Annotated in this window: 13 protein-coding genes and 2 pseudogenes; all 15 read right to left on the bottom strand. The window is 46.1% G+C overall.

Annotation, left to right across the window (positions count from 1 at the left end):
* Positions 1-32: 32 nt before the first annotated feature.
* Complete coding sequence (gene rny, locus WKT17_RS10235; protein WP_173747394.1) at positions 33-1592, bottom strand: ribonuclease Y; 1560 nt, start codon at positions 1590-1592, stop codon at positions 33-35.
* A gap of 115 nt (positions 1593-1707) precedes the next feature.
* The gene (locus WKT17_RS10230; RefSeq protein ID WP_173747393.1) at positions 1708-2310 is read right to left on the bottom strand and encodes a regulatory protein RecX; all 603 of its coding nucleotides are present in this window, start codon (positions 2308-2310) and stop codon (positions 1708-1710) included.
* 14 nt (positions 2311-2324) lie between these two features.
* On the bottom strand, positions 2325-3416 hold the full coding sequence (gene recA, locus WKT17_RS10225; RefSeq protein WP_173747520.1) for a recombinase RecA: 1092 nt from the start codon (positions 3414-3416) through the stop codon (positions 2325-2327).
* A 330-nt stretch (positions 3417-3746) separates the two neighbouring features.
* On the bottom strand, positions 3747-4166 hold the full coding sequence (locus WKT17_RS10220) for a nuclear transport factor 2 family protein (protein WP_294542880.1): 420 nt from the start codon (positions 4164-4166) through the stop codon (positions 3747-3749).
* 43 nt (positions 4167-4209) lie between these two features.
* Positions 4210-4722 carry an adenylate kinase gene (locus tag WKT17_RS10215; protein WP_173747391.1) on the bottom strand — a complete coding sequence of 171 codons (513 nt, stop codon included), beginning with the start codon at positions 4720-4722 and terminating at the stop codon, positions 4210-4212.
* Positions 4723-4785: 63 nt separating this feature from the next.
* Positions 4786-5376: a heterodisulfide reductase-related iron-sulfur binding cluster gene (locus WKT17_RS10210; RefSeq protein WP_294542883.1), complete on the bottom strand. Its 591-nt coding sequence runs from the start codon at positions 5374-5376 to the stop codon at positions 4786-4788.
* Between the two features lie 121 nt (positions 5377-5497).
* Entirely contained in the window at positions 5498-7354 is a 1857-nt protein-coding gene (locus WKT17_RS10205) for a recombinase family protein (protein ID WP_001820670.1), read from the bottom strand.
* 54 nt (positions 7355-7408) lie between these two features.
* The gene (locus WKT17_RS10200) at positions 7409-7600 is read right to left on the bottom strand and encodes a hypothetical protein (protein ID WP_001820669.1); all 192 of its coding nucleotides are present in this window, start codon (positions 7598-7600) and stop codon (positions 7409-7411) included.
* 71 nt (positions 7601-7671) lie between these two features.
* The gene (locus WKT17_RS10195; protein ID WP_001206986.1) at positions 7672-7902 is read right to left on the bottom strand and encodes a YdbC family protein; all 231 of its coding nucleotides are present in this window, start codon (positions 7900-7902) and stop codon (positions 7672-7674) included.
* Between the two features lie 45 nt (positions 7903-7947).
* Complete coding sequence (locus WKT17_RS10190) at positions 7948-8802, bottom strand: ParB/RepB/Spo0J family partition protein (protein ID WP_000743700.1); 855 nt, start codon at positions 8800-8802, stop codon at positions 7948-7950.
* Positions 8803-8810: 8 nt separating this feature from the next.
* The gene (gene mobV / locus WKT17_RS10185; RefSeq protein WP_001820668.1) at positions 8811-9776 is read right to left on the bottom strand and encodes a MobV family relaxase; all 966 of its coding nucleotides are present in this window, start codon (positions 9774-9776) and stop codon (positions 8811-8813) included.
* Between the two features lie 517 nt (positions 9777-10293).
* Positions 10294-11326, bottom strand: a pseudogene (locus WKT17_RS10180) (AAA family ATPase).
* A gap of 154 nt (positions 11327-11480) precedes the next feature.
* Positions 11481-11955, bottom strand: a pseudogene (locus WKT17_RS10175) (RNA polymerase sigma factor).
* 83 nt (positions 11956-12038) lie between these two features.
* Positions 12039-12464: a sigma-70 family RNA polymerase sigma factor gene (locus WKT17_RS10170; protein ID WP_000323895.1), complete on the bottom strand. Its 426-nt coding sequence runs from the start codon at positions 12462-12464 to the stop codon at positions 12039-12041.
* Positions 12465-12558: 94 nt separating this feature from the next.
* Positions 12559-12859, bottom strand: a 301-nt coding sequence (locus tag WKT17_RS10165) for a sigma-70 family RNA polymerase sigma factor (protein ID WP_340272676.1), incomplete at its 5' end; no start/stop codon positions are given.

Genomic DNA, 12859 nt, shown 5'->3' with positions numbered 1-12859 from the left:
TCTTTTCTTTTTCATCGTTTCAGTCGATTTTATTACTTGGCATAATCTACAACTCTTGATTCGCGGATTACGTTTACTTTAATCTGTCCCGGATATTCCAGTTCTGCTTCAATCTGTTTGGAAATGTCTCTGGCCAAAAGTACCATATCCGCATCTGTAACATGCTCCGGTACTACCATAACACGAATTTCCCTTCCTGCCTGAATAGCAAAAGATTTATCTACTCCCTTAAAGGAGTTTGTAATGTCTTCTAACTGTTTTAATCTGTTGGTATAAGTTTCTAAAGTTTCTCTTCTCGCACCTGGTCTTGCCGCAGAAATTGCGTCTGCAGCCTGTACAATACAGGCAACCAGGGATGTAGGTTCCACATCGCCGTGATGGGACTCTACAGCATTAATCACAATCTGTGATTCTTTATATTTTCTACATAAGTCAGCACCAATCTGAATATGGGAGCCTTCTACCTCATGGTCGATAGACTTACCAATGTCATGGAGCAGACCTGCTCTTTTCGCCATTCGTATATCTGTTCCTACTTCGCCTGCCAGCAAACCTGCCAGCTGTGCCACTTCGATAGAATGTTTCAATGCATTCTGTCCGTAGCTGGAGCGGAACTTCATGCGGCCCAGAAGACGAATGAGTTCCGGATGAATACCATGGACACCAACTTCCAGTGCCGCTGCTTCTCCTTCTTCTCTCATCATAGATTCAACTTCTCTTTGAGCCTTTTCAACCATTTCTTCAATTCTTGCCGGATGAATACGTCCGTCTACAATCAATTTTTCCAGAGCAATTCGGGCGACTTCTCTTCGGATAGGGTCAAATCCGGATAACACCACAGCCTCAGGAGTGTCATCAATAATCAAATCCACACCTGTCAGCGTCTCCAGTGTTCGGATGTTTCGTCCTTCACGTCCGATGATACGACCTTTCATCTCATCACTCGGAAGCTGTACAACAGAAATTGTCGCTTCTGCCACATGGTCTGCTGCACATTTCTGAATCGCAGTTACTACATACTCTTTCGCCTTTTTATCGGCTTCTTCTTTTGCCTTGCTTTCCAATTCTTTGTAAAGCTTGGCGGTGTCAATTTTTACTTCGTCTTCAACAGTTTTCAACAGATAATCTTTTGCCTGTTCGGAGGTCAGACCTGAAATTCTTTCCAGTTCCTGTACTCTCTGTCCTTGTAATTCATCGACTTTCTTTTCTTTTTTCTTTAATTCTGCTTCCTTTGCTGTGTACTCGGCTTCTCTTCTCTCCAAAGCATCTGCTTTCTTATCAAGAGCCTCTTCTTTCGACAAAACACGTTTTTCGTACTTCTGAAGTTCGTTTCTTCTCTCTTTTGTCTCTTTTTCCAACTCGTTCTTGGTTCGGAGATTTTCTTCTTTTGCTTCTAAGAGAGCTTCACGTTTTTTTGTTTCAGCAGTCTTCAATGCTTCATCTATAATGCTTCTTGCTTTCACTTCCGCTGTACCGATAGTTTCCGCATCTTTTTCCGCTTTTTTCTTCACTGAAATATTTGCAGTCACCGGAATGGAAATCAGCAGTGAAACAGCTACAGCAACAATTGCAATTATTACATAGCTTATCACAGGAGCACCTCCTTATTTAGTTTTCATTGTACGGATACAACAGTATAATTTTATACTGAATTTTGAAAAAAGTCAACAGAAAACCATGAAGTAAAAACCGTATTTCTGTGTAATTTCACAATTCGCGAAAAACTGCCAAAATATCAGAAGAAGAAAAACCTTTCCGCATAAAAAAGCCATATAACCGCTGCTTCTCTTTTTCCTCCAAAGGGCCTTCCCCTCTTCGTTTTTTCTCCAGCATCTGCCGGATGACACTCCTGGAATCTGTCTTTTCCTCTGCTTCTTCAAAGGCCTGCTGTATAATTTCTGAGGATACGCCTTTTTGTACAAGTTCCATGCGGATTCTCGCCATACCTTTTCGGCTCTTTTGATTTTCTATATACATGGCTGCATAGCGGGCATCGTCAATATAGTGGAAGGATTCCACATAATCCAGAGCCGCTTCCACGGCTTGGACGGGATAACCGCTCTGCTCCAGTTTTCTTCTTAAATCTGCTTTTGTCCGGTCCATTTTCTGAAGAAGGTGCATGGCTCGAAGCTTTGCCCTCTTTGTAAGCACCTCCTCCACCAATTCCCGGTATACTTCCGGAGAAAGTTCCCTCTCCTCCTCAATTCCATAGCGGGACAACTCACCCCTGTATAAAACAAAGGTCTCCTGCCCGTCAAGTTCCACCTGAAACTTCTGTTTTGTTACAGCTTTTATCTCTGTAACCGTCATGGAAGTTCCCCTCCTTAATCTTCTTTATTACGCTCTGCAGGCTGAAGACCCTCTACGGATTTCTCCGTATTTGTACTGTCTGCATTCTGCGCCTCCGCGCCTTCTTCTTTCGGAATCAGACTATAGAATTCTCTCACTTTCTTTTCGATTTCTTCGGAAATTTCCGGATTTTCTTTTAAATATTTCTTGGCATTTTCACGTCCCTGTCCAATTTTTCCGTCATTATAAGCATACCATGCACCACTTTTATTCACTACGCCGATATTAGCCGCCAAATCCAAAATATCCCCTTCTCTGGAAATTCCTTCTCCAAACATAATGTCAAATTCGGCTTCCTTAAACGGAGGCGCAATCTTGTTTTTTACGACTTTGATTCTGGTTCGGTTTCCTACCATTTCTCCGCCCTGTTTCAGTGTCTCAATTCTGCGCACATCCATACGGATAGAAGAATAGAATTTCAGTGCACGTCCACCCGTAGTAACTTCCGGATTTCCAAACATAACACCCACTTTTTCACGAAGCTGGTTAATGAAAATAACAATACAGTTGGATTTGCTGATATGAGCTGTCAGCTTTCTCAAAGCCTGTGACATAAGACGTGCCTGAAGCCCCACATGGGAATCTCCCATATCGCCTTCAATCTCTGCCTTTGGCACAAGTGCGGCTACAGAGTCCACAATGATAATGTCCACAGCGCCGGAACGCACCATGGTTTCTGTAATTTCCAGAGCCTGCTCGCCATTGTCCGGCTGGGAAATGTATAAATTGTCGATATCTACTCCGATATTTTTTGCATAAGCAGGATCCAGAGCATGCTCCGCATCAATAAATCCTGCAATTCCTCCTCTTTTCTGTACCTCTGCTACCATATGAAGAGCTACGGTTGTCTTACCACTGGACTCCGGTCCGTAAACCTCTACAATTCTTCCCTTTGGAATCCCGCCCAGACCAAGGGCAATATCCAGACTCAGCGCACCTGTAGGAACGGTTTCCACATTCATATTGGCTGTGGAATCTCCCAGTTTCATCACAGAACCTTTTCCAAACTGCTTTTCAATCTGTGCCAGTGCTCCATCCAGAGCCTTTAATTTATCTTCTTTGACCATCTGTGCCATATTTAATCTCCTTTTCCTGCTGCTCTCAAACCACGAACTTATGTTCGTTTATATATTTCATGATAGTACACTTTTCCCTGCTTGTCAACTGTTTTTCACAGAAATCACCTGCCTGTCTTTTATTTTTATAAGGTGGATTTTGCGGCGAATGCCGTCTGAAACTGAAAGGTTGGAGCTGTTACAGGAAGCCATATTCTCGATATGTACTAAATGTGACAGACTCAGAAAATGTTTTAAAGGTGTTTTTAGTATGAACCCATTTAGAAGTTCTGTCAAGAGGAAATCAAGCCTTTTTTCATGTTTTATTCTTTCCCTGCCTTGCTAAAACCAATTCACTTTTTCATTCCGGAATCTGGGTATTGCGCTGTTTTCATAAGGATTATAATGATTGCGGTTACACCCAAATTCCTGCAGCAGTTTGATTTTGTTGTCCGCTGTCCATTCTATGAGAGACATTCCGTCAAACTCGTCTATGCTGCCATTCTTCATCTCATTTTTAAAATACCATTCTGCAATCGTTTGATTGTCTTTATGGAAGTATTGTTTTATTTCCCATATAAGCACTCGTCCCCTGGCATTCCACTCCTGAAACCAGTGCTTTACCGTAGTGCAATTTGTGTATTTTGGTCCCCAGCTTTCAATATATACTACATCTTCCGTAAAGATTTTATGAATTCCCATATCTTTTTGCTGAACCCACATGGCAAACCACAGACGAATGATTTCTTCCCGCTCTTTCATATAGAGCCACCTCCTTTTCCTGTCCAAATTTTCGTTTCTGTCTTTACAGCCTTACCTCTATCTGATAATCGTCCTCAATCAAAATATAGTTACAGCCATACTTTTTGCATTGTTCTAAATAGTGTTTATTGTCTGCCATGACCATTTCTTTGGTACACGCACAGTCGTCCATGCGCTGTTCAATCACATTCGCATACTTTTTTATATCCGAAAAATTTTTTTCGATATAATCTCTGCTCATCACCAGACAATAACACTGAATTTCCCTGGCATATTTTTCTGAAAAATCTTCTTTCCAGTTAAGAGGAATGTAACAGCCCTCCACAATCAGATTCTGCTTATTTTCAATGGCTGTTTTCACCATTTCCCGCACAATGGGCCACAGATATGTCTCCAGTTCTTCGTCGTCTTCGGGCGTCAACTCTGTATTTTTGCTTCGGATTAAGCCCATCTTTAAAAGGTCTATGGACAGATACGGGTATTTGTATTTTTCAAGAAGTTTTTGTGCCAACAGGGTCTTTCCTGTGTGAGAGGCGCCTGTAATTAAAAGAATCATTGCTTTTCTCTCCTTGCTTCTCCATGGACATCGCTTATCAAAACCAGATAAATGATTCCTCTCTTAATGCCGCGCAATATAATCTGCAAGCTTTGTGTGATATTGGTTCAGAGAATCCGACATCAGTTCTGTCTTGCGGCCAAACAGCATATCCGGCAGATAATGGGGGATTTTCCCCGCCGCATTCATCCCCCGCACGCAGCCAATGCAATATACCACCACATCCTGGCAGGATAGCTGGGAAGCCCGCAGCTGTATCCGTTTCTCCACCTGCTCATTAGGAACCAGTCCGTAAAAGTTGTCACCGCAGCACACGGATTTAGTCCCTGTAAGCCCCTCTTCCACGATTTCCACATGCATTTTCCGCAAAAGATTTCTGACTGCGCGATGTACCTGCGGCTTATGCCGATAACCGCAGGAATCATGAACAGACACTGTAAGGCCTGTATAATCCGGCAGCTGCAAGTCTGCAATGCCATTCAACACTTCCCAGTATGAAATTGTGCAGATATCTTCATACAAAGAACGAAAGCGGCGGTCGCATCCTGCACAATTATTAATGATAACAGAACCTTCTTCCAGTTTCGGATTGTTTCTGCAGCAAATATTGTGCATTTTTACTTCTCCGAAATATTTCTGCAGAAGTTTCAGCATTTTTTCAGGAACCTCCGGTTTGTACAGCCCTAAAGCGCAGCCCGGATTGAAATAGCATTTCTTTCTGTCTATGTCCTGCAGCGAAATGCTCTCCCGAATCACCGGTACAGGCTGAGCCGCTTCAGTCGGTCATTTTTTGCGGACAGTTCATACATGCTATCCTTTTCTGTTCTCTGCTCCTGCGTTTGCTCTCGTTTGATTTCTCCCTCCGTATCTTCTTGGCACAAGCAGGACAATACCTTGATGCACCAGAGCCCGGGACATATTCAACGCCGCACACCGTACAATTTTTAGCGGGCATTGCTGCCCACCGTTTTGTAGGTATGATATGTAATTCATCGACAAAGCCGATGAATTTATAGTAAATCTTGATTTCCTGCTTCACTGTTCCGTCTGCCATCTTCTCACGCTCCGAAACAAGTATCTTGTCTATGAGTGCGTTTATAACTGTTGCATCCAGTTCTTTTAAGCCTTGATAATTTCGGATAAGGGCGAGGAAGTCACGGATTCCCCGTGATTTCTCGTAGCTTTCATTAAGAGTTTCCGTCACCTCTTTCAGCCTTGCTTCAATTTCAAGCTGCTCTTTCTGGTATTTCCCCGACATCATCTCAAAATTCCGCTCGGTAATACGCTCCATGACCTTATCCTCGTAGAGAGAGGAAAACAGCCTGTCCAGTTCCGCAAGGCGTTTGTTCAGCTTCTTACGTTCTTTCTCTAATGCTTTCGCCCTGCTCTGGTCTGTTTCCGTGAGCCGCTTTTCTATGGCCCTGACCGCCTTTTCATCATTCACTGCCATATCCGCAAAACAGTTGATGTCGGCAAGAACGGCATTGAATAAATCCCTTGCTTCTATATTGTGGGCACTACACTCGCTTCTTCCGTTTCTTGCATAATTATTACATGAATACTGTACACAGTCGATAATCTCTGGGCGTTTCCTCCTGTGTACGTTCATTGCCCGCAGAGCACATCCGCAGTCCACACACTTGATAACGCCTGCAAAAATATTTACAAATCCTCCCTTGTTCTGTGGAAGCCTACGACTTGTAATAAGCTGTTGGACAATATCAAATTCCTCCTGCGTGACTATTCCCTCATGGGTATTGGGTATCACTTCCCATTCTTCGGGCAGCTTAGAGGGGCGTTTCTTGCTTTTCATATTGGCGGCAATCCGTTTGTAGCCTACAAGATTTCCCGCATATATCGGGCTTCTTAAAATGCTCCTCACGCTGTTCCCACTCCAAATATAGCGTTTGTCCTCGTTCCCCTCAAAATGACGTTCAAAGCCTGTTTCGCCACGCTCCGCCGCATAAGCGGCAGGGCGTAGGATATGCTGTTTATTAAGATGTCTGCAAATTTTGGCAACTCCATTCCCTTTTAATGCAAGGTCGAATATCTCTTTTACAACATGTGCCACTTTATCATCTATCAGCAGATGGTTGTGGTCGGCAGGGTCTTTGATATAGCCATAAGGGGCGGTAGTTCCCATGAATTTCCCCTGTTGAAACCTCGCCCGATATGCCGATTTTATCTTAACAGATATGTCAGCGGCATACATTTCGTTTAAAATGTTGCGGAAAGGCGTGATGTCCATAGCAGATTTATTCAAGGTATCTACGCCGTCATTGACCGCTATATACCTCACGTTATGCTCTGGGAAGAAAACTTCCAGATATAACCCACAATCAAGATAGTTTCTCCCCAGACGGGATAAATCTTTCGTAATCACGCAGTTTATCAGACCGCTTTCAATGTCTTTTATCATATTCTGGAAACTTGGTCTTTGGAAATTTGTACCAGAATAACCATCGTCCACATACGTTTTTGCTATGTGCCATCCCTGCTTTTTCACATAATCCGTGAGGATGGATTTCTGTGTCGCAATGCTCGCACTCTCGTTATCCGTACCATCGTCTTTAGATAAGCGGCAATAAATGCCGACTAAATAGATTTTCTTTTCTTCTTTGATTCCTGCCATACTGTAAAACCTCCGTATCTGTCCTATCTGTTTTCATGTCCCATTGCGTACATTCTAAGCGGACAGCCCCTCATTGTCGAAGGTGTCGCCCTCGGCAATCTTCTTCCGAATATCCTCGGAGATAATCGGGACAAACGCTTCTGTAACGGTCTGTGTGCCGACATATTCACGGCTGATTATCATCTGCACTGGTGCTTTTGGCACGATACGCTTTCTCTTTTTATCTGCTTTCTTATCCTCGCCCATACTTAAATCTTCCTTTCCAGACAGGGCAGGGAAGAGTTTGGAAATGTCCCCGCCCTGCCAATCAGATACCATTAATCCTCGCTGTTTAATTCTTTCTGTAATGCTTTAAGGAGTGCCGCCGCTTCATCAGCGTTCAGCGTGATTCCCTTGCCGCACTTTTCACGGTTCGGGGAAAAGCTGCGGATGTCATACTTCGGCTCTTTCCCATTCCATGAAATGAGATTGATTTCCTTTGTGTAGCCACTGTCGCCCGTAGACAATACTGCGATTTCCTTTACGATTTCATACTGGATTTCTCTCATTCTCCATACCTCAACTCTCTGTATTTACTTCCCGAAAAAAGAAGATTAGCGGCTGTCACGGTTGCGTTTCCTCTGCAACTCACGCTCCAAAAGTTTGATGATGGTTTCCTCCATCTGCTTCGGCGTTGTGTTCTTCGGAAAGTATTTTTTCAGCTTGCTTGTGTTGATTTTCAAGGTTTCTTTCTGGTTGCCCTTTTCCTCCGTCATAATCGCAAATATCGTATCCATGTCAAGCCGCCCGCTCTGGCTTAACTGTTTCATCCGCTGTGCCTGTGAGAGTGAGGGCGTTGCTTCTTCGCTCTCCATCGTGGCAAAGAGGTTTTCCTGCTCGTCTTTCTTCAAGAAGGACAGTTCCACCGCAGGCGTGAGGGCGATTTTCCCCTCGTCCACCATCTGCAAAATCGGCGGTATCAGTTCCGTCAGGCGGATAAAACGCTGCACGGTCATCCTGCCCACGCCGAAGCCCTGTGCCACCTTGTCGTCCGTCCGCAACTTCGTCACAACTTGTGACGAGGTTAAGTCTGTGCGGAAACCCTGCCGCTTCATGGCTTCGGATTTCATCTTGTAAGCAAACGCCCGCTCCGATGGCAGGATATTCTCACGCTGCAAATTGCTGTCTACAAGGGTGATGATGGCTCGGTCACGGTCTAAGGGCAGGACAAACGCAGGCACGGTATTTATCCCTGCAAGTTCAGAAGCACGGACACGCCGCTGTCCTGCAATCACTTCATAACCGTCCCCGTCCTCTTTCGGGCGTGTGATTATCGGCGTGACAATGCCAAATTCCTTGATGCTTTCCGCTAACTCTGACAGTGTTTCATCTTCTGCCACATGAAACGGATTGTCGGGGAACGGGTACAAGTCTTTGGTCTTTAACACCTTAAAATCCTGTTTCTTCATTCACATATCTACCTTTCTTTCGCTCTGCTTCTATGATTTTTCTGCAATTCTTCCAACACTTCGGGCGGTATTTTTGACAGCAGCCGCCCCATCTGCTCGTTGGTTCTCTGCAATTCAAATATCTTCTGATTCGCTTTCTGCACCTTTAGTTCCTGCTCGTACTTTTCATCACGCATACGCCCCGCATAGTCTGATTCCTGCCCAATTCTCTCTTTCAAACTGTCGATATACGCCTGCTGTTTCCCGATTTCCTTAGAGAATTTCTCCACGTCTGGCAGCCATGCAGAGAGTAAATCTAACGCTTTATCCCTTTTCTTCCCTGCGTTAAAGGCGTTGATGTCGGATAGGGCAGACACGATTTCTTCATACTGTTTATCAAGCCTGCCGCCTAATTTATAGAGCCATGTGGGGACGTGTTTCCGCTTGGTTTCCATTGAGGACTGCCCCCGTTCAAGCTGATTCCACCGTGAGGACATCCGCTCATGGTAGGCGGTCTGCCACTCGGATAATGATTTCTGGTTGCCTAAGATAGCTTTCGCTGACAGCTTATTGTCTGGCGTAATCGGCACAAAGCAGAGGTGCATATGGGGCGTTCTCTCGTCCATATGGACGACAGCGGAGAGGATATTCTGCTTTCCAACACGCTCCGAAATGAAGTCAAGAGCCGTCTGGAAATACGCTTTTTGTTCTTCGGGCGGTAACTGGTTCATAAATTCTGGTGAAGCTGTGATGAGCGTTTCCACCATCATCACGCTGTCTTTCCTTGTCCTGCACCCCGCTTCGGCTACCATGCGGTTAATCTCTTTCTTGTAGGTGTACTTTGGTGGTGCTATGAGATGGTAATTGTTTTTAGAGCGTTCCATATCTATATCTGGGTTGCTTTTGTAGGCTTCTTTCTTCCGCTCGTTGTGGCGTTCACAAGCCGCAACGCCGCCCGCTTTTCGTTTCTGGAAACGCAGGATTGCATAAGGCATAGGCGGATTCCTCCTTTCTTTCGGCGGGTGACCGTCCTTTGGGGTGACAGCGGTGACGGTGGTGACAGCAGTTTTGGGATACCCCCTGCCGACTGCCGCAACTGTCACCCTCACCCCCTGCATGACGGTCATGTCGATGATGACGGTGTTTTTGGGATACCCCCCTCGCAAGAGCCGTCACCGTCATGCCGCCATTCTTTTATCCGAAGCCGTAAGGCGTAGGATAGCAGGGCACAGCCCTGCCTTAAGGGAGTCCAGAGGGAACGTCTGGCACACGACTTTGCAGGGCAAAGTGTAGTGTGTTACACCCTGTAAACGCAGTCGGAAAAATCGGAATGATTTTTCTGACCGCAGGGGTGGTTTTACACGACCGAAAAGGGCGAGTAAATCTCACGCCTGCATTTTGCGTTTACGGGGTGTTCTCCCGTAGGGATGACAGCGGCAGGGTATCCTAAAATCACTGTCACCACCGTCACTGCTGTCACCCGCAGGGCAGAGCCGCCAGCTTTACATGGCTTTAAGCGTCAATGACAGTAACAGGGGGGTATCCTAATATCGCTGTCACCACCATCACCGCTGTCACCCGCCCTCCTTGCAAGGGCAATCCGCCTGCCGTCTTTCCTGCGGCTGTACTGGTAGCAGATACGGTTCTCGCTTAAAAATGTGGTGCGGTATTCATTCAGCCATTTCGTAATCACCGTGGGTATGGTTTCCGTTTCCCCCATAGCGGCTAACAGTTCCGTTGCCGTGCCTATCCATTCTTCCTTATCCCTCATAAAATCCACCAACCGAAAAAGGACATCTGGTATCGTTTCTTTCGCAAGCTGCTCCTGCGTTTTCCGCTCCACAAGCTCCCAACGGCAATCACGGAAACGCAGCGTGTATTCCTGATAAGGCGTGTCCCTGCCCGTCACATACAGCTTGGCGGTGTCAGACGCACGTTTCTCCTTTTCCAGAACAAAGGTAGCGTCCGCACTCCCCGTTAATCCTGTCGTCCCAGACACCTTGTTGAACACGTCGCTGTCATTCTGCTTTCGGATGTGGTGTACGACAATGACCGCCAGAGAGTGCCTGTCGGCAAAGTCTTTGATGAGGGAGATGTCCCCATAGTCGCTTGCATAGGCATTGTCTTTTGAAGCTGTACGGACTTTCTGCAAGGTATCAATGACAATGAGCCTGCTGTCTGGGTAATCTTTCAGATAATCTTCAAGCTGCACGATAAGACCGTCTGACAGCTTGCAGCTTGCCACGGCAAAGTGGAGCCGCCCGCTTGCTTCGTCCGTCAAACGAAATAACCTGTCCTGTATGCGACAGAACGTGTCCTCAAGGCAGAGGTAAAGCACATCGCCCTCCATTGTCGGCATATCCCATAAAGGGATTCCCTGCGACACGCATAAGCATAGCTTCAGCATGAGCCAGCTTTTGCCTATCTTCTGTGAGCCGCAGAACAGCGATAAGCCTGTCGGGATAAGGCTGTCCACCACAAAGGATGGTTTCTCAAGCGGTTCATAAAGGAGCGTTTCGGCGTTGACTGTCTGTAACTTCTGCATGGCTTTCCTCCTTTCGGGCGGTGTCTTTGTTTTCGTTGCACATAGGCGTTGACCTCCTTAAAAATAGATTTACTCCCACGGAAAAAAGTGAGAGTATGTAATGCCGCCAATCCCACACAAATAAAAAACAGATTTCTTTTTCGGGCGGTGTCGGTCACGGTTGGAGATATTTCTTCAATTTCCGCCTTTACTTTCTCCTTTGCAATCGCAACAGATTTCTGTATTGCCGAAGCGGTGCAATGCTCCATAGCGGCGATTTGGTAAAAATTGAACTCATACTCGTAGTAGAGCAGGAAACGCCGCCTTTGTATCTCTGGAAGGCTCCCAACCGCCTTATAGAGCGTTTCATTCCGTTCTTCCTCAACCATGCGTTCATCAAGGCTCTTAGGCACACGCAACGCCCGTCTGTAAAGGGTTTCGTCCCATACCTCGTTAAACTCCCTGTGCCGCTCGTCCCATTAGAAAAGATTCCTGTTCCTGCGCTCCATCTGCCGAAACTCCATAAAGAACTGTTCCGACACTTCCAACTCGTGGGATTTGCCCTGCCCGTCCTTAAAGCTGATAAAATACCTTGTGCCGCTTTCCGTGGATTCCTCCCGAAGCGTGTATGCCTTAACCCTGTATGCCATCCTGTTGTCCTCCTGCAAAAAATGAGTGAGGGGATTTCCATCCCTCACCCAGTAGCCCGCAGGATGGCAGGCTGTTTTAGAAGCTATAAAATTTTCCGCAGCTTCTTCCGCAGATGGTCTAACCTCGCATAGATGGCACCAGTCGTCAAATGCACAAGCGGGGCAATCTCCTTTGTGGAATACCCCTGCATTTTCAGCAGGACGATTTTCAAGGTACGCCCGTCCACCGTGACTAATACTTGATAGAGATTTTCGCTCTCAATCTCTTCCAGTAACTCCGCAACCGTACCCACTTCCGCCTGCCGCTCCCTGCCTGCCATGTCCTCAAGATATTCCGCAACGTCATTCGTCCATCGGTAAAACCGCCTGTTGGAATTGAAGTCTGCCCTGTCCGCCATGCGTATCTGCTCAATGGTCGCTTCATCAACGCCGCACTCACGCAGCAGCTTTTCCTCCGCTTCTTTCCAGATACGCCATTTCCTGTCCTCCCGTCCGTGGTTGTATGCCATTCTTACTTCCTCCAATCAGAATTGATTGAGAGGGCAGAGAAAAGCCCCCTCATCTTCCCAAAGGAAAAAACAAGGGGGCTGAACGCCTTAAATTTTAATTTTCTATTATCTTTCTTAGTTTTATTAGGATTCTGGCTTTGCGTTTGTTTACAACGCTCTGGGTTATGCCCAACCTCGCCCCGACTTCACGCTCGGAAAGTCCGTCAAAAAAGATTGCCTGTATCAGCTCCTGTTCACTATCCGACAGCAAAGGCAGGGCGGCTTTCAGCCTGTCCACCATGACCGCATTGACAACGGTTTCTGCAATGTCCACCGCTTCATCAGTGATAAAGTCCAGAGGATTCCCCTCGCTGTCCGTAAATCCGTCGAGAGATAGCAGTCTATTCTTTGTATCT

The sequence above is a fragment of the Blautia sp. HCN-20427 genome (genome assembly GCF_037890365.1).
Lineage (GTDB): Bacteria > Bacillota > Clostridia > Lachnospirales > Lachnospiraceae > Blautia.
This window is presented reverse-complemented; position numbering and strand designations above follow the sequence as displayed.